This window comes from Acinetobacter sp. ATCC 27244, assembly GCF_000156555.1.
In the GTDB taxonomy this organism is placed as follows: Bacteria; Pseudomonadota; Gammaproteobacteria; order Pseudomonadales; family Moraxellaceae; genus Acinetobacter; species Acinetobacter haemolyticus.
Genome location: NZ_GG665952.1, coordinates 112,874 through 139,545 on the forward strand (window position 1 = coordinate 112,874; position 26,672 = coordinate 139,545).

The 26,672-nt window shown below is 39.2% G+C and carries 26 protein-coding genes and 1 riboswitch; of the genes, 8 read left to right on the forward strand and 18 right to left on the reverse strand.

Translation table 11 applies throughout. The features are described from left to right. The coding region (locus tag HMPREF0023_RS05815; protein WP_034437292.1) for an alkane 1-monooxygenase at positions 1 to 1,206 on the reverse strand (1,206 nt) is incomplete at its 3' end. Between the two features lie 188 nt (positions 1,207 to 1,394). Here HMPREF0023_RS05815 and HMPREF0023_RS05820 point away from each other — a divergent pair. Further along, positions 1,395 to 2,327, forward strand: coding sequence for an AraC family transcriptional regulator (locus HMPREF0023_RS05820; protein ID WP_005090635.1), 933 nt, complete (start codon positions 1,395 to 1,397; stop codon positions 2,325 to 2,327). A 51-nt stretch (positions 2,328 to 2,378) separates the two neighbouring features. On the opposite strand, the gene lpxA is transcribed toward HMPREF0023_RS05820, so the two are convergent. The 12 genes from lpxA to rimO all read right to left on the reverse strand — a co-directional run bounded on the left by lpxA (position 2,379) and on the right by rimO (position 14,743). After that, positions 2,379 to 3,167: an acyl-ACP--UDP-N-acetylglucosamine O-acyltransferase gene (gene lpxA / locus HMPREF0023_RS05825; protein ID WP_004639009.1), complete on the reverse strand. Its 789-nt coding sequence runs from the start codon at positions 3,165 to 3,167 to the stop codon at positions 2,379 to 2,381. Continuing rightward, entirely contained in the window at positions 3,164 to 3,649 is a 486-nt protein-coding gene (gene fabZ / locus HMPREF0023_RS05830; protein WP_004639006.1) for a 3-hydroxyacyl-ACP dehydratase FabZ, read from the reverse strand. The genes lpxA and fabZ overlap by 4 nt, the downstream gene beginning before the upstream one ends. Positions 3,650 to 3,655: 6 nt before the next feature. Beyond that, positions 3,656 to 4,726 carry a UDP-3-O-(3-hydroxymyristoyl)glucosamine N-acyltransferase gene (lpxD, locus tag HMPREF0023_RS05835; protein ID WP_008941463.1) on the reverse strand — a complete coding sequence of 357 codons (1,071 nt, stop codon included), beginning with the start codon at positions 4,724 to 4,726 and terminating at the stop codon, positions 3,656 to 3,658. Between the two features lie 3 nt (positions 4,727 to 4,729). After that, the gene (locus HMPREF0023_RS05840) at positions 4,730 to 5,218 is read right to left on the reverse strand and encodes an OmpH family outer membrane protein (protein ID WP_005090640.1); all 489 of its coding nucleotides are present in this window, start codon (positions 5,216 to 5,218) and stop codon (positions 4,730 to 4,732) included. Positions 5,219 to 5,262: 44 nt separating this feature from the next. Continuing rightward, a complete protein-coding gene (gene bamA / locus HMPREF0023_RS05845; protein ID WP_008941464.1) occupies positions 5,263 to 7,812 on the reverse strand; it encodes an outer membrane protein assembly factor BamA in 2,550 nt (849 codons plus the stop codon). A gap of 34 nt (positions 7,813 to 7,846) precedes the next feature. After that, positions 7,847 to 9,202: an RIP metalloprotease RseP gene (gene rseP / locus HMPREF0023_RS05850; protein WP_008941465.1), complete on the reverse strand. Its 1,356-nt coding sequence runs from the start codon at positions 9,200 to 9,202 to the stop codon at positions 7,847 to 7,849. Positions 9,203 to 9,207: 5 nt separating this feature from the next. After that, complete coding sequence (gene ispC / locus HMPREF0023_RS05855) at positions 9,208 to 10,404, reverse strand: 1-deoxy-D-xylulose-5-phosphate reductoisomerase (RefSeq protein WP_008941466.1); 1,197 nt, start codon at positions 10,402 to 10,404, stop codon at positions 9,208 to 9,210. Then, a complete protein-coding gene (locus HMPREF0023_RS05860) occupies positions 10,405 to 11,229 on the reverse strand; it encodes a phosphatidate cytidylyltransferase (RefSeq protein WP_004638994.1) in 825 nt (274 codons plus the stop codon). 2 nt (positions 11,230 to 11,231) lie between these two features. Continuing rightward, positions 11,232 to 11,981, reverse strand: coding sequence for a polyprenyl diphosphate synthase (gene uppS, locus HMPREF0023_RS05865; RefSeq protein WP_004638991.1), 750 nt, complete (start codon positions 11,979 to 11,981; stop codon positions 11,232 to 11,234). A 3-nt stretch (positions 11,982 to 11,984) separates the two neighbouring features. Then, positions 11,985 to 12,539, reverse strand: a complete 555-nt coding sequence (gene frr / locus HMPREF0023_RS05870) for a ribosome recycling factor (protein ID WP_008941467.1) — start codon at positions 12,537 to 12,539, stop codon at positions 11,985 to 11,987. A gap of 76 nt (positions 12,540 to 12,615) precedes the next feature. Next, a complete protein-coding gene (gene pyrH, locus HMPREF0023_RS05875; RefSeq protein ID WP_004638988.1) occupies positions 12,616 to 13,344 on the reverse strand; it encodes a UMP kinase in 729 nt (242 codons plus the stop codon). A gap of 55 nt (positions 13,345 to 13,399) precedes the next feature. After that, the gene (rimO, locus tag HMPREF0023_RS05880; protein WP_004638985.1) at positions 13,400 to 14,743 is read right to left on the reverse strand and encodes a 30S ribosomal protein S12 methylthiotransferase RimO; all 1,344 of its coding nucleotides are present in this window, start codon (positions 14,741 to 14,743) and stop codon (positions 13,400 to 13,402) included. Positions 14,744 to 15,072: 329 nt separating this feature from the next. On the opposite strand from rimO, the gene glnL reads away from it, so the two are divergent. From glnL to HMPREF0023_RS05905, 5 genes are all read left to right on the forward strand, one after another. Then, positions 15,073 to 16,182 carry a nitrogen regulation protein NR(II) gene (gene glnL, locus HMPREF0023_RS05885; protein WP_004638983.1) on the forward strand — a complete coding sequence of 370 codons (1,110 nt, stop codon included), beginning with the start codon at positions 15,073 to 15,075 and terminating at the stop codon, positions 16,180 to 16,182. Then, positions 16,169 to 17,668, forward strand: a complete 1,500-nt coding sequence (gene glnG, locus HMPREF0023_RS05890) for a nitrogen regulation protein NR(I) (protein WP_004638982.1) — start codon at positions 16,169 to 16,171, stop codon at positions 17,666 to 17,668. Before glnL ends, glnG begins: the two co-directional genes overlap by 14 nt. Positions 17,669 to 17,815: 147 nt before the next feature. Then, positions 17,816 to 18,457, forward strand: a complete 642-nt coding sequence (locus tag HMPREF0023_RS05895; RefSeq protein ID WP_005080889.1) for a TetR/AcrR family transcriptional regulator — start codon at positions 17,816 to 17,818, stop codon at positions 18,455 to 18,457. A 112-nt stretch (positions 18,458 to 18,569) separates the two neighbouring features. Then, entirely contained in the window at positions 18,570 to 19,490 is a 921-nt protein-coding gene (gene argF / locus HMPREF0023_RS05900; protein ID WP_005080892.1) for an ornithine carbamoyltransferase, read from the forward strand. Positions 19,491 to 19,628: 138 nt separating this feature from the next. Beyond that, entirely contained in the window at positions 19,629 to 20,153 is a 525-nt protein-coding gene (locus HMPREF0023_RS05905) for a protein tyrosine phosphatase family protein (protein WP_017396745.1), read from the forward strand. On the opposite strand, the gene ispF is transcribed toward HMPREF0023_RS05905, so the two are convergent. Continuing rightward, the gene (gene ispF / locus HMPREF0023_RS05910) at positions 20,141 to 20,632 is read right to left on the reverse strand and encodes a 2-C-methyl-D-erythritol 2,4-cyclodiphosphate synthase (protein ID WP_004638973.1); all 492 of its coding nucleotides are present in this window, start codon (positions 20,630 to 20,632) and stop codon (positions 20,141 to 20,143) included. The genes HMPREF0023_RS05905 and ispF overlap by 13 nt on opposite strands. 98 nt (positions 20,633 to 20,730) lie before the next feature. On the opposite strand from ispF, the gene HMPREF0023_RS05915 reads away from it, so the two are divergent. Next, positions 20,731 to 21,378, forward strand: a complete 648-nt coding sequence (locus tag HMPREF0023_RS05915; protein WP_008941470.1) for a hypothetical protein — start codon at positions 20,731 to 20,733, stop codon at positions 21,376 to 21,378. A gap of 43 nt (positions 21,379 to 21,421) precedes the next feature. On the opposite strand, the gene HMPREF0023_RS05920 is transcribed toward HMPREF0023_RS05915, so the two are convergent. The 4 genes from HMPREF0023_RS05920 to HMPREF0023_RS05935 all read right to left on the reverse strand — a co-directional run bounded on the left by HMPREF0023_RS05920 (position 21,422) and on the right by HMPREF0023_RS05935 (position 26,224). Next, complete coding sequence (locus HMPREF0023_RS05920; protein ID WP_008941471.1) at positions 21,422 to 22,666, reverse strand: D-amino acid dehydrogenase; 1,245 nt, start codon at positions 22,664 to 22,666, stop codon at positions 21,422 to 21,424. 177 nt (positions 22,667 to 22,843) lie between these two features. After that, positions 22,844 to 22,933, reverse strand: a riboswitch (glycine riboswitch). 131 nt (positions 22,934 to 23,064) lie between these two features. Next, a complete protein-coding gene (locus HMPREF0023_RS05925; protein ID WP_008941472.1) occupies positions 23,065 to 23,556 on the reverse strand; it encodes a hypothetical protein in 492 nt (163 codons plus the stop codon). Positions 23,557 to 23,670: 114 nt separating this feature from the next. Then, positions 23,671 to 25,065 carry a class II fumarate hydratase gene (fumC, locus tag HMPREF0023_RS05930; protein ID WP_005090663.1) on the reverse strand — a complete coding sequence of 465 codons (1,395 nt, stop codon included), beginning with the start codon at positions 25,063 to 25,065 and terminating at the stop codon, positions 23,671 to 23,673. Positions 25,066 to 25,216: 151 nt separating this feature from the next. Next, a complete protein-coding gene (locus HMPREF0023_RS05935) occupies positions 25,217 to 26,224 on the reverse strand; it encodes an SDR family NAD(P)-dependent oxidoreductase (RefSeq protein WP_008941473.1) in 1,008 nt (335 codons plus the stop codon). Positions 26,225 to 26,287: 63 nt separating this feature from the next. Here HMPREF0023_RS05935 and tusD point away from each other — a divergent pair, with 63 nt between their 5' ends. Further along, positions 26,288 to 26,656 (forward strand): sulfurtransferase complex subunit TusD, encoded by a 369-nt coding sequence (tusD, locus tag HMPREF0023_RS05940; protein ID WP_008941474.1) that lies wholly within the window; start codon positions 26,288 to 26,290, stop codon positions 26,654 to 26,656. The last annotated feature ends 16 nt before the right edge of the window (positions 26,657 to 26,672 follow it).

The following is a 26,672-nucleotide window of genomic DNA, read 5'->3' on the forward strand; positions in this document are numbered from 1 at the left end:
TGATTGATCAACCCCGCCAAATTTTTTGAAAAGTTTTGCACGACGTTTTGGATAAATGTTCGCTTTGTTTAAATCACCTTTGTAGTGATCAACAACACGTTTATCCATCATTTTAAACCATAGAGGTGGAATCAATGCTGGTAGAAGCATACTTGCATAACCACTTGGCAACTCTGGTGCCTCATCAAAATGACGTAAAGCTTGGAACGGACGAGTTGGATAAGCATGATGATCCGAGTGACGTTGCAATTGGTACAAGAATAAGTTCGTTACGATATTATTGTTGTTCCAGCTATGCTCTGGCATTGTACGTTGATACTTGCCGTTTGCATCTTTTTGACGTTTTAAACCATAGTGTTCAATATAGTTAATAATTTCAAATAAACTAATGCCATAAAATGCTTGAGTTGCTAAATATGGATTTACACCTTTTCCAAATAAACCAACCATTGAACCATGAAATGCAGCACTCATGCCCCAACCTTGTAACAACTCATTCTCTGTAGACCAGAACTCTTTGCCTTTACGTTTTAAACGATTGGTTTCAATCTCAATTGCAGATTTTAAAGAACCAATCACTGTACGTGGCCAAAATTCGTAAAAAGTTTCCCCCATTTGTGAAGACGCTGGATCTTCAGGAGTTGCGGCACGCTTATGATGACCGTAAGGATGTTCAACACGGAAATGGTTATAACCTGTAGGTACCAATGCTAAGTGAGAAAGAATATGATCAATACGATCATGTTTATGACTCAACTCATGTGCCGTATTAATGGCGATACCATTGATCGCACCCATTGAAACACCAAGCAAAATTTTATCAAGAAAAGAGGTTTCTTTTCGGCTTGTTAAATAACATGCATATAAGTTCGCTGCATATTGTAATGGAATGAAGCTTTTTACTAAGCGAGAATAATACGGATCTTTTTCCAGCAATTTAATATCTTCGTCGCTTGGATTATTCGCATCTTTACCAATAATCGTATCAATTGTTGGAATGACAATATGTAAAACAATCGGACCGCCTAAAGCGAAGATTTTCTTTAGGGGACGAGGGGCAAATTGATAACCTGCTAAAATTCCAATTCCAATTACAGGTAAAGCTGGGCTGATGGCCCATAGATAACGTTTACGATCCAATTCAGTTTTTGATTTTGGAATGCTTACTGGCGTAAGTTCTTGACTAACATTTACTGGCGCATTCATCGTCGTATCCATGTCTTCGTATATATGTATATTTTGAAGAATTATGAAGGCGATGACAGTTGCAAGCGTCCAAAAAACCTATGTATAAGTCTTTGGCGTAATCCCCCCTGTTTTTGTCCTAAAAACACATATTGAGTTATTACAATAGCTCTCTATAATTTAAATTACATACATTATATAAAACGCATATGGACGCCTTAAGTAAAATTTTTGCAGATATTCATTTAAATCACACTGAATATATCTATTTGAAAACACAAGGAGAATGGGGATTCATTTGCCAAGATCAAGCTGCTTTGATCGTACATATTGTTTTAGTCGGTTCAGTATATATTCAAATTGATGCGCAGAATAATCTCGTCGCACATGCAGGTGAAATTGTCTTAATCCCATCGGGACAGGCACATACAGGCGCAGATAATGCCATCACCAAGCTTATTGATGCGGTTGATATCTCAAAATTGTTTGATGGTCATCGTGAAGAAGCAGTTGAGTTTGGTACAGAGTCATCTGAAAAAAATCTGATACTTACCATTCGATGTCAAATTGATACGATTATGGCTCGTCCATTTATTCAAGCTCTACCCTCACTCATTCATATTCAACAAGGTGATAATACAGCGCCTGAATGGCTGCAAATTGGATTACATTTTCTGGCATTAGAGACTCAAAATATTCAAGCAGGTCGAGATATTATTATCGATCATCTAGTTAATATTTTACTAATCAAATGTATCCGCGACCATATTCAACAAATTTCGAGTCAACATGGCTGGCTTAGTGCATTAAATCACCCCGAGCTTAGTAATAGTCTCGCAGCGATTCACAATCATCCGGAAGATGCTTGGACTGTCGAATCCCTTGCAGAGCAGTGCTGTATGTCACGCTCGAAGTTTGCGAGTTTATTCCATGAAGTAATTGGTGAGTCTCCTCTCGCCTATTTACAACAGCATCGTATGCGCCTAGCAAGCCAATATTTACGTAAAAGCAACTACTCTATACAAGTCATCGCCAATAAAGTGGGCTATTCATCTGAAACGGCTTTCAGCCAAGCATTTAAACGAACTTTTGAATTATCACCTAAGCAATATCGACAGCAATATGTTGAAGTTGAACCTTAAATTGTACAAATAAAAAAAGACACCGAGGTGTCTTTTTAGATGACCAATAAATTATCGTACGATGCCACGTGTTGATTGTTCTAATGAGTCAATCAACAACTGCGCTTCTGAAACTGAGCCTAAAATCTCATTTCGAATTTGCTCAATTGCTTGTTCAGTTGTCAAACCTGATTTATAAATCAGTTTGTATGCAGTTCTTAGACCCTGAATCGTTTCTCTAGACCAACCTTTACGTCGCATACCTTCGATATTTAAACCATGCGCATGTGCAGGATTACCGGAAGCCAACACATAAGCAGGCACATCTTTCAGGATCAACGCAGCACCACCAATCATACTATATGAATCGATTCGACAGAATTGATGTACACCAGCATTACCACCAACAATGACATGATTTCCCACATGTACATGTCCAGCAATACCCACGTTGTTGGCAAAAATATTGTGATCACCAATAATACAGTCATGTGCAATATGCGTATTGACCATAAAAAGGTTATGACTACCAATTTTAGTCAGACCTTGATCCTGTACAGTACCGCGGTGTAATGTGCAATGCTCACGAATCGTGTTGTGATCCCCAATTTCTAACCAAGTTTCTTCGCCTTTATACTTCAAATCTTGGCAGATTTCCCCAACACTTGCGAATTGAAAAATATCGTTATTTTTACCAATCCGTGTAAAACCACCAATCACTACATGTGAGTGTAATTTTGTACCTGTGTCAATACTTACATTTGGACCCACAATACAATAAGGTCCGATCTGCACATCAGATGCGATTTCTGCAGACGGATCAATAATTGCTGTAGGATGTATTAAATTTTGACTACTCATGCCTGCTCAATTTTCTGGTGTGAAATAATAATCTCAGCTGTTGCCGCAACAATGCCGTCAACACTTGCAGTACAATTGTACTTGTAAATGCCACGTTTTTGCATCACAAGTTCAGATTTTAAGACAAGCTGGTCACCCGCAACAACCTGTTTCTTAAATCTTATTTTTTCTGCACCGGCAAATAAAAATAATGAACCTGCTTTTGGCTTTTGGTTAGTGAGTACAAAACCCAGAATACCAGAGACTTGCGCTAATGCTTCAATGATTAAAACACCAGGCATAATTGGGTAAGCTGGAAAGTGCCCTTGGAAAAACTCCTCGTTGATCGTCACATTTTTATAGCCAACGATGCTGTTCTCTGTAACGTCTGTTACTCTGTCAACCAATAAAAAAGGATAACGATGCGGTAAATATTCACGAATGGTGAGAATATCCATTGGTAATTCAGGCATTGTAAATGCTGGTAATGTAGACTCGGTCATAATAAATTATTTACGTAACTTTAAGGTTGATTCAAGGGACTCTAATTGAGCTTGCATATGATCCAGTCTTTTCATTATTTGGGTCAATGGCACATCTGCTAATTGTCTTAAACGTACAATCGTCTTTTTCCAGTGCTTATTTTCAAAAAGTCCCATTCCTGAAGAATAGGTTCCAGCTTCATAAATATTTTTTGTGACCATTGACATTGCTGTAAGTGTCACATTATCTGTGATTTCCAGGTGTCCAACAACCCCACTCGCCCCACCAAGTATGCAGTTTTTGCCAATCTTCGCACTTCCTGCAATACCACAATTTGCTGCTATCGCAGTGTTTTCACCGATCTGTACATTGTGAGCGATTTGCACAAGGTTATCAATAATGACACCATCTTCTAAAATTGTGTCATCTAAAGCACCACGATCAATGCTGCAATTTGAACCGATACGAACATCATTTCCGATACGAACAGAACCCAACTGAGCAATTCGATGCCATTTTCCTTGGTATGGTGCAAAACCAAAACCTTCAGAGCCAATCACTGTATTTGCATGAATACGAACACGATCACCAAGTTTTGCTTCGCCTGTGATCGTCACATGAGTATCAATGAAACCATCTTTGCCCACTTCAACATGATCATCTAAAAATACGTGAGCTTGAATAATCGTGTTAGCACCAACCACACAGTTTTCACCAATTACAGCATAATGACCAATATAGGCATCATCTGCGATGATAGCTGAAGGATGGATCTGGGCTGTGCTTTCAATTCCACGTTGAGTTATCTTTTTTGCAAAAACATGGGTTAACATTGCGAAAGCTAAATAAGGATTTTCAACAACAATAAAGTTTTTCTTATCTTTCAATTGCGCTTTTAATGTCGGTGTAACGATATAAACGCCAGCAAGACTTGACTCAGCCTGTGCTAAATACTTATCACCATTTACAAAACTTATGTGCTGACTTTGTGCTTGTTCTAAACTTGCTAAGTTAAAAATTTCGAAGTCTTTTTCACCAAAAAACTCACCTTGTACAAGGTGAGCAATTTCTTCTAAACGGTAACTACGTCTATTCATTGATTATTTCATTGCATTGACCTTTTGAATCATTTTATCAGTTAAATCATACTGAGCGTCAGAGGCAATCGTAGAATTTTTATTCAAAATAAAGTCTAAATTGTTCTCTTTACGCAATTGTTCAGCTGCTTGCTTCACACGATTCTCAAAAGTGGTATTCATCGTTTGCAAAGTTGACTGAACTTTAGTCTGCAAGCTTTGTTGTGTCGTATTGAATTCATTCACTTTTGCTTGGTACTGAGCCGAAAGTTTCTGCAAATCCGCTTGATTTGCCGATTGAGCACGTTGCTGTAAAGTCTCGATTTCTTTGCCTAACTGCTCTAACTTCGTCGATGTTGGTTTTACTGACTGACCTAGGCTTGCATTTTGTTGTTTGAGATAAGTGCTGCTTTCTACAACTTTTGCTAAGTCTACCACTGCTATACCAGCAGCATTGCTAAAAGCTGATACAGTTAAACCCAAACCGAATACCAGTGCTGTTAATGTTTTCATGAGTCCGTCCTTTATATATTTTACAAATTTAACCGAGGTCGTACTTAGAAAGTACGACCAATTTCGAATTGGATTGATTTAGTATCATCACCCTTCTTATCATTAAGCGGGTAAGCATAGCTCAGTGATAAAGGTCCAATCATGGTAATCCATGTAAAACCAACGCCTACGCTATAACGTAAATTTCCAAAATCTAAACCGTAATTATCTTTACAGTATTGCTTAACATCGGTAATTTTTTGCCCATTAATGGTCATACCTTGATCACCATAAGCACTGTTTGAAATATCACATTTGGTATCAAAAACTTGTGCACCTTCAGCAAATATGACTGGACGCACTTGGCGTGCCCAATCACCTTTGAATGGCACTGGTAATGCCAATTCAGTACCGAACTGAACAAGTGCATTACCACCCACTTCCTCTGGATCTGGATCATTTCTACCCGTTTCTTGGAAAATCACACTTGGATATCTAGGTCCTAATGAACTGTTATCATAACCACGAACCGAACCATAACCACCTGCATAGAAGTTTTTATAGAATGGTAAATCATTACCATAACCTAACTTTCCGTAACCACGAAGAACAAAGCCCGCACCTAATGATTTAAATGCTTGAGCATCATAAGTTAGTTTTTGATAGTCGACATCACTACCTGGAAGACCAACTTCAAGACCTACACGATGCGACATACCGGAAGTCGGGAATACAGGGCGATTGAGTGTATTATATGACCAACCTAAATTAAGCATATAGGTCAGGAATTCACCTTCAAATGCACTGTTATAGTCCTTAAATCCTCCCTTACAAGTTCCAGGTTTTGGTTTTGGAGTAAGTGGATTCTCTGGATCATCCTCAGTCTCATTTTCGCCACTTGGACACCAAGTAGAAGATCCTGTTGCCTTGCCACCATTTGCAAGTAAATAATCACGAATGTAAGTCGATACACTTGGACCAGTTCTGACTTTAGTCTGATCAATACCAAGTGAAGCACTTAAACTCTGATTTTCATCAATTGGATAACCAAAACTTAAACTACCACCGATACTATCCGTTACGTAGTTGTTAACGTTATAGTTTTCATTCAGCTTTGTCTTACGGTAATAAACATTGTAACCACGACTTACACCATCAATCGTAAAGTATGGATCAGTCACACTTAAGTTGTAGTAATCTTGTGTCTCTGAACGAGAAAGATCTATCGCAACACGATTACCAGTTCCCATAAAGTTGGTTTGACTTAAGCCCGCTTGGAACGTCACACCACCATTTTGTGAATAACCCACAGCAAGCGTGGTTGTACCTGAGTGTTGCTCTTCTACGGCAACATTCAGATCTACCTGATCTGGTGAGTTCGGAACACGAACAGGCTTCACATCTACAGTTTTAAAGAAACCAGTACGTTCTAGACGGATTTTAGACAGGTCAATTTTTTCATTACTGGCTAAAGCACCTTCCATCTGACGCATTTCACGACGTAAGACTTCATCGGCAGTTTTATTGTTTCCTGAAAAGTTAACACGACGAACTGTAACTTGCTGCCCAGGATTCACATAATAATTTAGATTAACAATACCAGTTTCATTGTTAATATCTGGAACGACATTGACTTCAGCGTAGTAATAACCTGCATTACCATACTTACGCAGTAATAATTGCTTAACCGCATTTACACGCTCTTGCGAATAAGTCTCACCGTCTTTATAAAGCTTTAAGGCATTTAACTCTTCTGGTTTATAAAGAGCATCACCTAAAAATTTGGTTTCACCAAACTTAAATTGACTGCCTTCATCTACTGAAACTTCAATAAAGATATTCTTTTTATCTTCACTGATATTAAGTTGAGAGTTAATAATATTAAAGTTGATATAACCTTTATTCAGATATAAAGCACGCAATGCTTCTAAACTCGCTGCCATTTTCTCACGAGCGTAACGGTCATTACGAGTAACAATAGAAGCCCAACCACTTTCTTTTACTGCAAAAGCCTGCTTAATATCACTATCACTAAATACTGTGTTGCCGATAATGTTGATGTCGAAAACTTTTGCTGCAGTACCTTCGTTGAAATTCAACATCAACTCAACACGGTTATTTGGACGTGCTACTGTTTCAACCGTCACATCTGCATCATAACGCCCTTGTTGGGTATATTGTTGCTCTAGTTCAGTTTCAATAATCTGTAACGCAGATTTTTTGAAAACCTCTCCTTCAGCAATACCCATTTTCTTTAAGCCTTGTTCTAAGGCTTCTTTAGGAATGAGTTTATTGCCTTTAAATTCCAGTTTTGAAATAACTGGTCGCTCAACAACGTTGAAGACCAAAACATCATTTTGCTTATATGCCTTGATATCATCAAACAAACCCGAAGCATATAAGCTACGAATTGCTTCCGCGATCATTGGGTCACTTACACGATCACCACTATTTATTGGTAACATCGAATAGATACTTGCAGGTGTTAAACGCACTAGCCCATCAATTCGTATATCTCGTGCAAGAAACTCATCTGCTGCGTATGCTTGTTGTACCACTGCCATCGCACTAACCAGTGCCAAAGGCATTAATAAATGTGTGTGACGCATGCCCATATATTTTCCAGTAAGTTAAATTCCATTTGCGTTTTTATAAACGCATGAAGTCGTTAAATAAAGCCAAAAGCATCATGCTACCGAGCAGTAACATACCAACTTTTAGACCCAATATCTGTATTTGTTCAGAAACAGGTTTTCCACGGATGATCTCGATAAAGTAATAAACCAGATGACCACCATCAAGCATAGGAATTGGCAACAGGTTTAAAATCCCCAAGCTCACACTCATAAGTGCCATAAAGGAAATAAAAGTTTGCCATCCCATTTCCGCACTTTGTCCAGCCACTTTAGCAATCGTAATTGGACCAGATAAATTATCCAGACCAATCAATCCTCGAATCATTTTAACGATCGAATTAAAAATCATCTGTGAAAGTTGCACTGTTTTATCAAAAGCAACACCTAAAGCCTCTAAAGGTGTGTACTGAATTGTTTGCTTATATTCATTTGGTATCGTGACTTTACCAGCATCACTTTTAACACCCAAAACACCTGTAACGTTACCCATATTGTCACGTTGACCACGAGGGATCATCTGTAAATGAACCAATTCACCTTGACGCATTACATCTATGTTCAGCAATTTTTCAGGGGAGTTTTGTACTACATTAACCACATCAAACCAATCATTCATTGCGACATTATTAATCGCAACAATTCGATCACCCTCTTTCATGCCTTGACGTATTGCAGCACCATCAGTAGTCAACTCTTTTACTACTGCTGGAATCATCGGCCGATAAGGTAAAAACCCCAATGCATCCAAAGGAGACTGACTTTGATCTTTAAGGAAGTTCTGAATCGGCAAATTAAATTGTTTTTCAGAACCCTCACGGTCTACAACGACTGAAACCTGCCCAGACTCACCAATACGGTTAATTAATGCAAAATTTAGTTTTTCCCAAGTTGGTGTTGACTGACCATCAACAGCAACCACTTTGTCACCCACCTGTAAATCAACCTGTGCAGCAACAGTATCCGGCATGATCTTGCCAATACGTGTGTTCAATTGTTCCTGAGCTGGTAAAAATAAAATCCAGAACAGTAATACAGCAAAAATCAAGTTAACCAACGGCCCTGCTGCAACAATCGCAATCCTTTTCCAAGGTGATTGGCGATTAAATGCATAAGGAAGATCCTTTTCAGCGACATTTCCCTCACGCTCATCGAGCATTTTGACGTAACCGCCCAAAGGTAATGCAGAAAGCTGATATTGAATACCTGATTTTTTGGATTGCCATTTCAATAACGTAGGACCAAAACCAATGGAATAAACCAAGACTTTGACACCTAATTTACGAGCAACCCAATAATGACCAAATTCATGAATAGCGATAAGTGGACCAAGTAATAAAATCGCTGCAACAATCATAAATAGTGCATTCATACGATTTAGCCCCCTATATCCACAATATACGTCTCTGCAACTTGTCTAGCGATCATATCAGTATGCAAAATGATGTCTATATTTTCTGCTTTAGCGTTTTGTACAACTTGTAAAGTATGTCCAACAACTTCAGGAATCGCTGTAAACCTAATTTTATGCTGCAAAAAAGCCGAAACAGCAATTTCATTCGCAGCATTTAAGATCGTTGGCGCCAAACCGCCTGCGCGCATCGCTTGACGAGCTAAATCCAATGCAGGAAACTTAATAATATCAGGTGCTTGAAAATCAAGCTGTGCCGTATCAAATAAATTTAACGCTGGAACATCTGTTGCCAAACGTTTTGGCCAAGCCAATGCATGTGCAATTGGTGTACACATATCAGGATTACCCATTTGTGCCAAAGTCGAACCATCCACATATTGCACCATCGAATGAATAATACTTTGTGGATGGACAACAACTGTAACAAAATGTTCGGATATTGAAAACAAATGACACGCCTCTATCAATTCCAACCCCTTATTCATCAGGGTTGCAGAATCAACAGAAATCTTTTGCCCCATCGACCAATTCGGATGCTTGCACGCTTGTTGAGGAGTGACCTTGGATAATTGTTCCAACGAATGATTGAGAAATGGACCACCTGATGCTGTTAATAGGATACGAGACACGCCTAACTGAGGTTGTCCCGTTCTTTCAGCATCTAAATAATCATGTGGAAGTGATTGAAAAATTGCATTATGTTCGGAGTCTACGGGCAATAACAATGCATTATGTTGCTTAGCAGCTTGCATCATGATATCACCAGACATCACCAGTGACTCTTTATTCGCAAGTAATACACGCTTGCCTGACTTAACCGCAGCCAAGGTTGGCAAAAGCCCAGCAGCACCGACGATTGCTGCCATCACAATATCAACTTCTGAATGCTCAGCTATTGCAACAAGACCTGCTTCATCGGTTAATATTTCAATATTGTTTAAATTTTCTTGCTTGAATCTTTGTTGTAATTCCAATGCTTTTTTATTTGGAACCACAACAATTTTCGGATGAAATTGTTTACAAATTTCTAAAAGTTCATCTAAACGACTATAAGCAGAAACTGCAAATACTGAGTATTGATCTGGGTGTTGTTGTAATACTCTTAAAGTACTTTGTCCAATTGAGCCAGTAACACCCAATATACATACAGCTTGAGTCATCTAAAGATCTACACCAATAAGTTTTAAAATATACATTCCAGCTGCAAAAATCGGAGCGGCTGCAAGTAAAGAATCAATACGATCAAGCACACCACCATGACCTGGCAACACGCGTCCAGAATCTTTAATACCTGCACGACGCTTAATCATAGATTCAAATAAGTCACCTAAAACTGACGCAAATACAGTAATGATGGAGAGCATTAAAAATAGGATCAACTGTACAATTGTTAGATTTAGATAGAAATATTGAACAACCAACATAATAATTACAGTTGTTGCAATACCACCATACAAACCTTCTAGTGATTTATTTGGACTGACTGAAGGTGCAAGTTTCTTTTGACCAAACTTACGACCCACAAAATAAGCCCCACTATCTGCTCCCCAAACCAAAAGGAACAAATACATTAACCACCATGGCGAACTATGCCAAACCGCATATAGCGCTGTAACCGCAGCTGAAATTAAGATAAAGCCAATAAGATATAATGACGGATTGTACCAATTATCAGATTCGGGATAATTCCTCACCCAATAAATACTACCTAGCCAAGTGAGAATAGATGCAGCCCAAAGTAATAGTGCAACATCATCATAAAACAATGCAAGTGTCGAAACCAGTGCGACAAAGCCACCATACACCCATGCTTTGGGTTTTGAGGCAGTCGTTTGAACACGAGGCATGAGTTTAAACCACTCATAACCTGCTACCCCCGCAGCTAAAATCATAAGCACAAACATTGGATAATGTGATTGCGTTGCAAACATGCAACTTAAAACAACTGCAACTAACACCAATGCGGTAATAATCCGCTCAAACATTATTAATTCTCTATTTTCGCTTGTTGAATTTGTTCAGAGGTTTTACCAAAACGTCTTTCTCGCCCTGAGAAAACACGAAATGCGTGATCTAACTCCTTTATGGTAAATTCTGGCCATAAAGTATCGGTAAAATACAACTCCGCATAGGCCGCCTGCCACAGCAAGAAGTTAGACAAACGATAATCACCGCCTGTACGAATCAACAAATCGACAGCTGGTAAATCATTTAGACTGACATATTTATCAAATAAATCAACATTTATCTGATCTGTTTGGAGCTTTCCTGCAACCACATCTTCAGCAATAGATTTTGCAGCATGTGCCATATCCCACATACCACCATAACTAATTGCAATAGAAAGTGTCATAGAATCAAACGCAGCTGTTTTCTGCTCCGCTTCTTGCATCAAATCCCGTAATTCTTCTGATAATCTAGATCGATCACCAATAAAACGTAATGCAATATTGAATTTTTCCATACGAGGAAGCTGCTCATAGATTGTTTCTTTGAGCAACTGCATGAGTAAATCAACCTCATATTGTGGTCGATTCCAATTTTCACTTGAAAATGCAAAAACAGTTAAAGCACGTACACCTGATCTTTTACAGTGTTCAACGACAGGATCTAGGACATTTTTACCCTCACGATGTCCATCGCCTTTTTGCATTTGCTTTTTTTTAGCAAAACGATTGTTGCCATCCATAATGATGGCAACATGTTGAGGAGGATGATGTTCTTCTGATGAGGTCATAAATCAGACCTTCATCAATTCTGCTTCTTTCGCTGCAAGACGCTTATCAACCTCGGCAACAAATTTATCCGTAATTTTTTGAATTTCATCTGATGCACGACGATCATCATCTTCAGAAATTTCTTTTTCTTTCAATAATGCTTTGATATCACCCAATACATCACGACGAATATTTCGAATCGACACTTTTGCATTTTCTGCTTCATTACGTGCAACTTTTTGCATATCGCGACGAGTTTCCTCCGTCAATGCTGCCATTGGTACACGAATAGCGTCAGCCGTAATAGGATTCAATCCTAAACCTGCCTCACGTATCGCTTTATCAATTGCAGAAACCATTGAACGTTCGAATGGTTGCACGAGTAAAGTACGTGAATCCTCAAGCCCAATGTTTGCAACTTGGTTAAGCGGAACATCAGAACCATAGTAAGGAACCATCACACCATTTAAAATTGATGGGTGAGCACGTCCAGTACGAACCTTGGCAAAACCATGTTCTAACGAGTCAAGTGACTTATTCATACGGTCTTCTGCGTCTTTTTTAAGATCGTTAATCATATGATCTTCCTTACTTATTCATGAGATATTACAAAAAAATTATGCGTAGTATAAAGAGCTTTCAGGCTTACGTACATTAGTTCGTAACGTGAGTTCCTTCTTTTTCGCCCATTACGACGGAAAGCAATGCACCAGATTTGTTCATATCAAAGACTTGTAATGGCACATTATGGTCACGACATAAACAAATTGCGGTAAGATCCATTACACCTAGCTTTTCATCAAGCACTTGATCAAAAGTCAGATTGTCATATTTTACAGCGTCATCATATTTACTTGGATCTTTATTATATACACCATCAACTTTGGTTGCTTTCAAGATCAAATTCGCTTCGATCTCAATACCACGCAAGCAAGCCGCAGTATCAGTTGTAAAGAATGGATTGCCTGTACCTGCTACAAAAACACAAACCTCGCCTTGACTTAAATGGCGAATCGCATCGCGACTAGAATATGACTCCACCACTGTTCCGATCGACAAAGCTGACATTAAACGGGTTTTAATATTGCGACGAACCAATGCATCTCGCATTGCTAGGCCATTCATAACGGTTGCCAACATTCCCATTTGATCGCCAGTTACACGTCCAACCAAGCCGTCTTTTTGCAATTGGCTACCGCGGTATAAATTACCACCACCAACCACGATACCGACCTGAACACCCAAACCAACTAGGTGCGCAATTGAAAGTGACATTTGATCTAGAACTTGGGCATCGATACCCATATCTTTATTTCCAGCTAAAGCTTCACCCGAAAGCTTTAGCAAAATTCGCGCATAACGTGGATTTTTAGACGTTGACATACTGTTACTCCAAACCGACCAATCTCAAAAATTATTCTTTATATCTCATTCAACATTAAGTAGATTTAATCGCAATTAACTTTGCAAATAAATCATATTCATCCGCATCTGTAATTTCGACCTCAAGCAAATTACCGGCTTGAATTACACTCTTGTCGATATCTTCAACAAAAACATTACCATCAATCTCTGGTGCATCAGCATACGAACGTGCGACTGCAACTGGGAACTCTTCTTCCAAACTATCAACTAACACGATCATTCGCTGACCAATACGCTTTTGTAATTTAGCAGCCGAAATTTGCTGCTGAACTTCCATAAAACGTTCATAGCGTTCTTGTTTTACTTCTTCTGGTACATGATCTGGCAAATCATTTGCTGTCGCACCTTCAACTGGCGAATATGTAAAGCATCCAACACGATCAAGTTGTGCTTCTTTCAACCAATCTAAGAGCATTTGAAAATCTTCTTCTGTTTCGCCAGGGAAACCAACAACAAAAGTAGAACGAATCACCAATTCAGGACATTTTTCACGCCACAATTTAAGGCGCTCTAATGTATTTTCACTGTGAGCTGGTCGCTTCATCAATTTTAAGATGCGCGGACTGGCGTGCTGAAAAGGGATATCTAAATAAGGTAAAATTTTGCCTTGTGCCATTAAATCAATCGCAGCATCCACATGTGGATAAGGATAAACGTAATGTAAACGTACCCATATGCCTAATTGACCAAGTGCCTCACACATATCATAGAATTTGGTTTTGACTGGCTGCCCATTCCAAAAATCCAACTTGTACTTAGTATCTACACCATATGCAGAAGTATCTTGGGAAATCACCAAAACTTCTTTTACGCCTGCACGCTTAAGCGCTGCTGCTTCATCGAGCACTTGACCTACAGGACGAGAAACCAAGTCACCACGCATACTTGGGATGATGCAGAATGTACAACGATGGTTACATCCTTCTGAGATTTTCAAATAAGCATAATGCTTTGGCGTTAAACGCACACCTTGCTCAGGAACTAAATCAATAAATGGATTGTGTTTTGGTGGTGCTGGTACATACTCATGCACAGCTTCCATCACATCTTGATATGCCGCAGCACCTGTTACTTTTAAAACATTTGGGTGCATTTGGCGGATTTTATCTTCGTCCTTACCTAGGCAACCTGTAACGATAACTCGACCATTTTCGCTCATGGCTTCGCCAATCGCATCTAAAGACTCTTGTACTGCAGATTCAATAAAACCACAGGTGTTAATCACAACCAAATCTGCACCATCATAATCTGATGCAACTTGATAACCTTCAGTCTTTAACTGAGTTAAAATTCGTTCAGAATCTACCAATGCCTTAGGACAACCTAAAGATACAAAACCGACTTTGGGGGTCTTCATGAATCTGCGCTCCACTTGAATCGGCGTATTGTATGTCTTTTCTCGCCTTACGCATAGCTACAAAGCCATCTCTTTGTGTAATGCACCAAAATACAACCAAAGTTTTGATAAAAATCCACACATGCACCATTTTGGAACATGGTAAAATTATTAAATCATCCTATCTATGTGAAAAATACCGTATAAATGGATGTATTCATCAATAAGCTATTGAAAATTAGCCAATACAAAGTTGGCTTGCATTTTGCATAACGTACATTTAAGAAGTTAATGGCAATCTATTCAAATTGATATTTAATTGCGCCATTTTAAAACAGGACGATTCACAAATGGATCAACATAACACTATCGACTATCGACTACTGGTCGATAACCTAACAACTGCCATTTTATTGGTCGATAGTCAGCTTAATATTTTTTATTTAAATTCAGCATGTGAAGCATTATTTGATATTAGTTTGCTACGTGCATCTGGTCAGCCTGTGTTAAATCTATTACATGCGCATGATGATCCATTTAACACCTATGAAGCTTTATTAAATACCTTGAAAAGCGGACAACATTACACTCGTCGTGAAGCTGTAATAAATGTCAACTTCAAATCCATCCATGTCGATTATACAGTTTCACAACTCAATACAGGTAAAAATCAATCTAGTTTACTTTTAATTGAGCTCAACCCGATTGATCGCATGCTGAAAATTTCGAAAGAAGAAAATCTAGTTCAACAGCATCAAGTTGCTCGTCAACTCGTTCGAGGAGTCGCACATGAAATCAAGAATCCATTGGCTGGAATCCGTGGTGCAACTCAGCTACTCGCGCGCAGCTTAAATGATGATAGTTATGGTGAGTTTACAGACATTATTATTAGTGAAGTAGATCGGCTGACCAACCTCGCAGATACGATGCTTGGTTCACGCCAACTGCCTAGTTACGAGCATGTCAATGTGCATGAGCCACTTGAGCGAGTACGCTCATTAATTACCAACCAAACTAAAAAGAAAATCAAGATCACTCGTGATTACGATCTTTCATTACCTGACGTGATGGCTGATCGTGACCAACTCATTCAAGTCATGCTCAACATTAGTGTTAATGCAGTACAAGCCATGACTGAAAACAAGGATTTCTTTGTTGATTCTGAACCTGAACTGATTTTAAGAACTCGGATTCAACGACTTGTCACAATTAATGGCGTGTTAAATCGATCAACGATCCGAATCGACATAGAAGACAATGGACCAGGCGTACCGGAAAGTATTCTGGAGTCTGTTTTTTATCCACTGGTCACAGGACGTGCTAAAGGTACAGGACTGGGGCTTAGTATTGCTCAAAACATTATGCATCAACATAACGGAATGATTGAATGTCAATCCGTTGCTGGAAAAACCGTATTTAGCTTATATCTACCTTGGGAGTCAAACCATGTCACGAAATAAAATTTGGGTTATAGATGACGATCGTGCCATGCGTTGGGTACTTGAAAAAACATTCAAAGAAGAAGGTTTTGATGTCACCAACTTTGAAGAAGCACAAACTGCACTTGAGCGCTTACATGATGATGCACCAGATGTCATTCTGACCGACATCCGCATGCCTGGAATTGACGGTTTAACATTCTTATCTAAGGTTAAGAACTCACACCCTGATTTACCTGTAATTATTATGACAGCACATTCTGATCTTGAATCAGCTGTCTCTAGTTATCAAACAGGTGCTTTTGAGTATTTACCAAAACCTTTTGATATTGATGAAGCACTTGCACTCGTTAATCGTGCAATCTTACATATCAATAAATTGCAGCAACAAGAAGCAACCAAAACAGCTTCACCACTGCAATCGACCGAAATTATTGGTGAATCTCCTGCTATGCAGGAAGTATTTCGTGCCATTGGACGTTTATCGCAATCCCATATTACTGTTCTAATCAATGGTGAATCTGGTACAGGTAAAGAGTTGGTTGCCCATGCATTGCATAAACACTCACCTCGTCGCGCTAAACCTTTTATTGCACTAAACATGGCTGCTATTCCAAAGGACTTGATTGAAACCGAGTTATTTGGTCATGAAAAAGGTGCATTTACAGGGGCTAACACACAACATCAAGGTCGTTTTGAACAAGCGAATGGTGGCACTTTATTCCTTGATGAAATTGGCGATATGCCGTTTGAAACCCAAACACGTTTGCTCCGTGTTCTTGCAGACGGTGAGTTCTACCGTGTTGGCGGACACATTCCTGTGAAAGTGGATGTACGAATTGTCGCAGCGACACATCAAGACCTCGAAAAACTTGTAAATGAAGGTCGTTTCCGTGAAGACTTATACCACCGCTTGAATGTCATTCGTATTCATATTCCTAAACTTGCTCATCGTAGCGAAGACATCCCTATGCTTGCACAGCATTTCTTAGCACGTGCAGGTAAAGAACTCGGTGTAAGTCCTAAAATTTTACGTACTGAAACCACGGACTACATGCAGCAGTTGCCATGGCCAGGTAACGTTCGCCAACTCGAAAATACTTGTCGTTGGCTTACAGTAATGATCACAGGTCGTGAAGTTTACCCAGAGGACTTACCTGCTGAACTTAAACAAGTTTCGATCCAAAAATCACCAAATGATGGAGCAGCCTCAACAGTTCCGAGCAATCCTAATATTGTGGAAAGAATTGCTGTTCATCATTGGGATGAGTTATTGGCACAATGGGCTATCCAAAAACTCAAAAATGGTGAAATGAAAATACTTGATATTGCAACGCCGATGTTCGAGCGCACACTGATCACAGCAGCTTTACAGCAAACCCGTGGTCGAAAACGTCATGCCGCTGAGCTTTTAGGTTGGGGACGCAACACCCTAACCCGTAAACTTAAAGAGCTTGGTATGGACTCGACTGAAGATGATGACGATGAAGAAATTCGTTCAGCCTAAGCCTTAGAAGTCATTAAAAAAGCGAGCTCAATATCAGCTCGCTTTTTTCTATTTAACAGGAGAAAACAACTTCCTCTAGAACACCATACAACACATATGGTTTTTGCTATAATAATCGCAACCCCACCATCAATAGTACCGAATACAATGGCAGATATTTGTTACCCAAACTGTGAACAGCCTCAAACCCGTCGCGGACAAGAGCGTCGTCTTGCGCTATTACTTTGTGCAACCGATCTATTTCTTGAAAAGGGTTATGATGATGTTTCTTTGGATGACATCGTAAGTCATGCTGGAGGATCAAAAGCCTCTATTTATAAATACTTTGGTAATAAAGAAGGTCTTTTTACTGCGATTTGTGATTATCGAAGAGAGGTTTTTTTTAATGGTGTATGTTTACCTTACTCTCCAGATTGTGTCAGTTTGAATCATTATTTAACTCAAACGCTTCAACGCTTTTACCACCACATTATCAAACCAGAAAATATTGCATTTATGCGCATGTTTACAGAGCAAACCCAGAAAGATGCGCAACTGGCAAATTATTTCTATGATAAATGTGCGGTGAATGTTCAAAATACAATTGCATGTGCACTACATCAATCCCATCTCAAAAATGAAATCATCTGCACACAACCACATTACTCAGCAACAATGTATTTCGGTATTTTACGTGATGTCGAATGGCGCATTTTAATGGGCTTAAAGATCCCAGAAAATGATCTAGAAATCTTTGATTATATTCAATATTCAGTAGATTTGTTTTTAAAAGCTCATCAAAAGGTCTAATTCTTTTGCATTTTCGAATAGCTGTAGTATAGTATTCAATTCTTTTTTATTCACCACCCGTCAAACAGCAATTAATTATTGTTTTTACTCAATAATTATTGTGGGAGTAGCTATGGCGCTTCGGCATTTTCTAACTTTACGTGACCTATCTTCTTTAGAACTGCAACGCATTTTAGATCGCGCACAAGAACTTAAACGCATGCAGCATAGCAATACGTTGTATCAACCATTTGCTGGTAAAGTTTTGGGAATGATTTTTGAGAAATCTAGCACGCGTACCCGCATTTCTTTTGAAGCAGGTATTTGCCAGTTCGGTGGCAGTGCGATCTTCCTTTCCCCGCGCGATACACAACTTGGTCGTGGTGAACCCATCGAAGATTCTGCTCGTGTTATCTCAAGCATGCTTGACATCGTCATGATTCGCACATTTGGTCATGATATTGTTGAACGCTTTGCATCCTATTCAAAAGTACCTGTGATCAATGGTCTCACTGATGACCATCATCCTTGTCAACTCCTTGCCGACCTGCAAACGTTCCAAGAGCATCGTGGCAGTATCGAAGGCAAAACTGTCGCTTGGATTGGTGATGGCAACAATATGTGTAACTCATATGTTGAAGCTGCACATATGATGGGCTTTAAACTCAAAATCGCCTCTCCTGAAGGCTATGAGCCAAAACCAGAATTCCTAGCTGAGTTTGCAGATTGTGTGGAAGTCTTTAACAAAGCAGAAGATGCTGCTGTAAATGCCGACCTGATTGTCACCGACGTATGGGCAAGCATGGGACAGGAAGAAGAACAAAAGCTTCGTGAAAAAGCATTTGCAGATTTCCAAGTCAATGAACAATTGATGGATCTCGCTCATCCTGATTGTTTATTTATGCATTGTTTGCCAGCACATCGTGGTGAAGAGATTTCTGAAAACATGTTAGATCACAAAAATGCGGTCGTTTGGGATGAAGCAGAAAACCGCTTACATGCACAGAAAGCATTGATGGAATTTTTACTCAATGAGAATATGAAAAAAGATTAAGCTTGTATTCGCTTATTTTGATCCTATAAACAGCATCCTCGTGGTGCTGTTTTTATTTATACGCTTAAATTGAACACTCCAACAAAAACACTTATAGTAGTTTATCGACACGATTAAATGCTTGCGATAGCGTACATGATGACTTCATTAGAACAAACACTCACACAAATTCCTAGTTTTTCCTTAGTGCATGAACACCTCTTTACTTCAGCCCAACCTTCTACTGAAGAGTTGCAACTAATTAAAGAGTATGGATGCAGCACTGTCATCAATCTCGCAACAAGTAAATCTGAAAATCATTTAGTTAAACAAGATCAAATTTGTTTAGACCTAGGTCTTAACTATATTCACATTCCTATTGACTGGGATGTACCTTGCTCAGAACAATGCCTACTTGTTTTAGATTTAATCGATCATCTTGTTCAGAATGAAGTGGTTTGGCTGCATTGTGCCAAGAATATGCGTGTGAGTAGCTTGATGTATCTCTATCGTCAATTTTATATGAATATTGATTTACCGACCGCGCAAGCGCTGTTACATGAAATCTGGGAACCTAATGAAACATGGACGGGTCTCATTCATAGTATTGCTCTACAACTACAAGGTCGTAAAGCAACACAAGAACTCCAACAATCCATGATCAATGCAGATCATTTTGCTTGATGTGAAAGTAGTACAACTGCACTCGCCAAAATACCTTCCTGACGGCCAGTAAAACCTAGTTTTTCAGTGGTCGTCGCTTTAATACTAATCTGCGTAATATCCACATCTAATACATCAGCAATACTTTGACGCATTTCTAAATTATGTGGTGCTAGTTTTGGTCGTTCACATGCAACGGTAATATCTGCGTTATTTAAATGATAACCACGATCTAAGATCAATTGATAAACATGCTTTAGTAGAATACGACTATCTGCACCTTTATATTCGGGATCTGTGTCTGGAAAATGCTGACCGATATCCCCTAAGGCAAGTGCCCCTAACAAAGCATCACACAACGCATGTAGGATTACATCACCATCAGAATGTGCCTTTAAACCATGTGTATGCGGTATTTTAATGCCTGCCAAAGTAACATACTGCCCGTCGTCAAAAGCATGTACATCGATGCCTTGTCCAATTCGAATCTGAGCAACCATATGATTTTCCTTTTAGAATATACTGAACTAATCTTGAATTCAGGCTTTCTATTTCGCTATAGTACAGTGAGCAAATTAGACTGAAAGTATAAGTGATTATGCTGTTGAACACTGTAAGAAATCAATTAAAGAAAACGGGCTGTATCATCACATTGAGTTGTTTATGCTCAACATTTGCGTTTGCTAAAGCAATTGACTGCTCTAATCATCGTGCCGACTTTCAGAATGTATGTTCTAAGCAATACGAAGAACAACGATTTAAGCTGAATGATAAATTTTTAACAGCTTATTTAGTAACGGATGCACCTGTGCAACTTTTGCATGCAACCCAAGAAATGTGGTTACGTCAGCTACAACAGTGCAAATCTAAAACTTGCTACTTACAACAGTTTGATGCTCGCATGGATGACTTGAACTTTTACACATCAATAAATCAAACACTTACACAACATTATCTAAAATATGAACACGGCAGCATAGCCAAGCAACCTGTACACATTCAAATTCACCAACTCGATAAAGACCGTCTCAAAATCGAAGGAACGGCCTATCGCAGCCCAAACAATCGATTAGAAACGCAAACGATGTCTCTACTGGCGTATAGTACATCTGATAAAAAAAACCAAATTATCGACAATGAGAAAAAATGTCAGTATCAGTTTGACTTTCAACGTGCCTTATTAGTGGTCAGATCAGAACAAAAAGGTTGCGAACGCTTTACGGGTATTTATCGTTTGTATGATTAAACAAACTAAAAGCCGATGTTAAAACATCGGCTTTTTTTGAATTTTAGTTTGGAAACTTCCGTGAAATCTCTTCACTAACCAATACTGCTGTAGCAGCCGATAACGTCCACCCTAAATGACCATGTCCAGTATTATAAAATACTCGCGGCTGTTTCCCTTGCTTCACTACAGGTAGCATATTCGGCATCATTGGACGCAAACCAGCCCAAGGCACAACATGTTCCGTCGAGATATCGAAGTTTTGATTTACCCAATTGATTAAAGGCTGAATCCGATCTGCACGAATATCACGGTTGTAGCCATTGAACTCGGCTGTGCCTGCGACACGGAATCGATCTGCGCCCAATCGTGAAGTGACGATTTTAGCACTCTCATCCAACAAACTTACCCAAGGGGCATTTTTGACACTTTGCTCATCTTTAAGTTGAACCGTGATCGAATAACCTTTCACAGGATAGACATTGACACTATCACCTAGCAGATCCGCCAATTGATAACTTCCCACGCCACCACACACCAAGACGAGATCAGCTTCAATTTCGGTATGGACATCCGATTCTGGATGCATATTCTCAGAACTGTTTTTACATTGAATAAGGACTTTGTCTTGCAAACATTTGACATCCACAACATCCAAACCAAAGCGATATTTAACTCCATATTCTTGTGTTTTTTCTGCCAAACCCACTGAATACTTGTGAATATCTCCCGTTGCATCTCCAGCTGTGTAATATCCACCATAATAATCACCTGTCAAATTCGGCTCAATCACCTTCATTTCCTCAGGTGTAATCGCATTCCGCTCTAACTTTCCTTCAACCAATACATCGTTGACCTTTTTCGCGATTTCAAAATCTTCTTTGGTATGATACATGTGTAGAATGCCACGTTTTTCCAAATCAAAAGAAATATTTTCTTTTTCTGCAATTTCAAATAAACGCTGTCTTGCCAATAAAGCTAGGCGTACGGTTTCAATGGTATTGGCTTTATAATCTTTGATATGAGTTAAAAACTCAATTAACCAACGATATTTGTGCAGACTGAATGATGGATTGAGCAATAATGGTGCATCTTTCTTGCTCATCCATTTGATACCCTTGAGCACCGTTGCCTTTTGATTCCAAACTTCAGCATTACACGCAGATAATTGCCCACCATTGGCGAAAGAGGTTTCCATTGCTGGAAATAGATGACGATCAATGACAGTGACTTGATAACCTAGCTTAATTAGTTCATAAGCAGACGTTACACCTGTAATCCCCGCACCAATGACAACAACATGTGGCATAGCAAACTCCTAGAAATGCAGAACATTCCTTAATGCATAGCCCCATCTGTCATGGTACCTGAGAGTTTCGGCAGATGATTACCAATTAATCATTAAGCCTTCCCCTTCGGTGAGTGTATATCGTAGATCAGATTTTATAAATTTCTACAAATTGAGCACTGCTCTCCAGATTGTATGTCTATTATTACAGTCCTTCTGCCTGAGAGTTTCCGGGGTCGTTGCTCCTTCGGCGAGTTCATTGAAGAACTTCTCTCCCGCAATAATATTTATATCCCTTCTAAGCAATATATATGCCGTTTGAAAAAAAATCTATAAGAAAATCTTGTAAAAGTTTGTAGGTCAAATAGTGACTTCTAAATCAAACACAAAAAAGCAGACCAATGGTCTGCTTTTAAAAGTTAAAACTTCGCTTGCAAAATTTGTTCAGAAAATTGTCCTTTCCAAAGCTCACGCAAGGTCGGCAGATAGAATTTTTCGCCAATCATCACCAACTCAGCATCTATCAGCGCATGAATCTCATGCATAAGAATATAATCTAAAGCAATCATAGATAGCTGCGGCTGTGTTTGAGCAATATGTTTACGTCGAGCTTGTGCTTTTTTTACCAGTTCATTGGCAAAATTCTTATCTTTGTAGGTTGTGATTGCACTTAAACGCAACTCAATAATTCCCCAACCTTCTAGTAACTTTTTAAATACCTCAAAATCTTTAGATGTTGCTTCCCAAGTTACATTTTCTAGATTATTGTCATCAGGCAAGACGGGTAACAATAAATCAGCTGTGCTTGGAAAAATTTTCTTTAAATTCAATAAAAACTTAACAGGATTTTCATGTGATAGACCAGAATATTGAATATGGGTTTGGGTATCTGTTAAGAAAATATTAAGCATAATAAAACGTTGGTCTAGTCAATCAAACCGATATTGTACGCAGTTCACTTTATAAAAACCACTGATAAAAATAGCCTTTCCTCATGAGAAAAGACTACTTTGCACCACGCGATACTATTTACTATTTGGCGACACCATATTTTCTGGTTTCACCACTTCATCAAATTGCGCCTCAGTGACTAAACCAAGTTCAACCGCGACCTGTTTTAAGGTTTTATTTTCTTTATAAGCTGTTTTCGCGACTTTTGCTGAATTCTCGTAACCAATAACAGGGTTTAAAGCGGTTACCAACATTAAAGAGTTATGAAGGAAATAATCTATCTTCTCTCGATTTGGCTCAATACCAATTGCACAATGATCATTAAAACTATTACAAGCATCACCAAGCAGCTGAATAGATTGCAATAAATTATACGCAATGACGGGCATAAACACATTTAACTCAAAATTGCCTGATGCTCCCGCCACATTGATTGTTGTATCATTCCCTAAGACCTGAGCCACAACCATCGTCATTGCTTCGCTTTGAGTTGGATTGACTTTTCCAGGCATAATACTTGAACCAGGTTCATTTTCTGGTATGCGAATCTCGCCAAATCCGCAGCGTGGACCACTCGCTAGCCAGCGAATATCATTGGCAATTTTATTCAAACTTGCAGCTAATGTTTTCAAGGCGCCCGAAGCAAATACCGCAGCATCACGCCCAGCCAAAGCTTCAAACTTATTTGGTGCAGTCACAAATGGCAAGCCAGTTAATTCAGCTAATTGCGCTGCTGCTTTGACTGCATAATCTGGATGTGCGTTCAAGCCAGTGCCTACAGCTGTACCACCTAGAGGAAGTTCATATAAACCCGCAAGTGCTTGATGCAAACGCTTTAAGCCATGCTCTAATTGAGAAACATAGCCGCTAAACTCTTGCCCTAAAGTTAAAGGTGTCGCATCTTGCAAGTGGGTCCGGCCAATCTTCACAATATCGTTAAACTCTTCAGATTTACGCTGTAGAGTCTGTTTTAATTGCTCAACAGCAGGAATTAATAACTCATTGATTTGCAGACTTGCTGCCACATGAATCGCTGTTGGAAACGAGTCATTGGTTGATTGAGCACGATTGACATGATCATTTGGATGTACTGGCTTCTGCGCACCGAGTGTTTGACCTAATTTTTGGTTCGCAATATTGGCAATCACTTCATTACAGTTCATGTTACTTTGCGTACCTGAACCTGTTTGCCATACAACTAATGGGAATTGAGCATCCCATTGACCAGCGATCACTTCTTCAGCTGCATCAACAATATATTGGCTTAAATCTTCTGGGAGTTGTTTTAATTCTGCATTGGTGATAGCTGCGGCTTTTTTTACTAGCCCCATTGCTCGAATCATCGCGCGTGGTAAACGCTCCTGACCTATTTTGAAGTTCTGTAAACTTCGTTGCGTTTGCGCACCCCACAAGGCTTCATTGGGAACTTCAATTTCACCCATCGTATCGTGTTCAATTCGCATTTGCATAAAACAACCTCTGCTCTATTTGGTTAAAGTTCTCACGGGCTGAAGCAAATAGATGCTTTGGCTAGCGAAATCAGAATCAATCCATGACGGATTTTTGATTAGCTTGACCATTATCGTAGAACAATCAAAATATGTAAATAAGAATCATTATCTAGTTTCCTTTTAGCGTATTGAGATAAAAACGCCACTCATCCTCTAACATTTGGGTCAAAGACCGCTTTGGTTCCCAATTGAGGACCTGCTTCGCCTTCTCAATATTTGCACCTAATCTTGCTAGCTCTTGATGTTGATAAACCGCAGGCTGAACACGTATCTCAGCTTGTGTAACTTTCGCAATTTCATCTAATAAGGTTTGGATCGAAGTCAATTGTTTATGTGCAAGGTTAAATGCTTCTAAGCAGCTATTTTGTGTTTCTAACCAATTCATCGTCATCATTACAGCTTCACAAACATCTAATACATGCAAGAAACTGCGCTCGACAGTTCCATCATCGGTTTCTGCTTGATTCTGTAGATCGATACATTCTCTTTGCATCGCTGCAACTTGTAATGCTAAAGGGACAATGTTTTTAGGTAATTGAACGACATACTCACCGAGTACTCCATGTTCAAATGCACCTACAATATTGGATAAACGTAGGTTTACGATTTTCCATTCATGGTCAACTTTATAAGTATCCGCAATAATATCTTCTACGATTTGCTGAGAACGGATATAAGGGTTCGGATAACTGTAATTAAACGCAGTCTCCTCCGAAAGCAATGCATCAGACTGCCCATATACTGCAATACTGGACAAGTTCACGAGTTGTCGAACACCCATACGCTGCATCGCTCTGAGTAAACTCATAATACAACTTACGTTATCATTGTAATATTCAAGCGGCTTTAAGGTGGATTCTTCAAGAGATTTAAAACTAGCGGTATGTATGACGGTGTCGATGGAATATTGTTCAAACACTTTATTGAGCGCTGGCGTATTTCTGACATCTAATTTTGCAAATGGGATATACATCCCTGAAATATATTCAAGTCGTTCCAAGGTTTGTAACGTTGAATTCGCTAAATTATCGACAATAACAATCTCTTTTCCATGAGCCAGCAAACTCAAAGCAATATGTGAACCGATAAAGCCTAAACCACCTGTCACCAAAATCATTGTATAATTACCTTCTTTTTTAATTATGTCCGCATCATTCGCCTACATGACCGTGAATATTCAATGAGTACATTACTGCTAATTACCTCCGCACCAACTTCTGTCATGGCTTGGCATGCATTTGGTCTGGCACAAGCATTACACAATATGCGTGAAGAATTTCGTGTCTTCTTTTACCAAGATGGAGTTCAAGTTGCGAATGATTTACAGTGGTTTCCTGACGATCAGCGCAACCTAAAACAAGAATGGCAAAAGCTCGGTATTCGACTCCCTGTCTGTGTCAGTGCTGCCCTTGCCCGGGGTATCACCGATGCGAGCAATGCACAACGCCATTCTCTCCAAAACCATAACTTAGCCCATGGCTTTGAGCTAGTCGGTCTTGGCGAACTTGCTGATGCAGTGCAAGATTGTTCTCGCTTAATTCAATTTTAGTTTAAGTTATTTAATA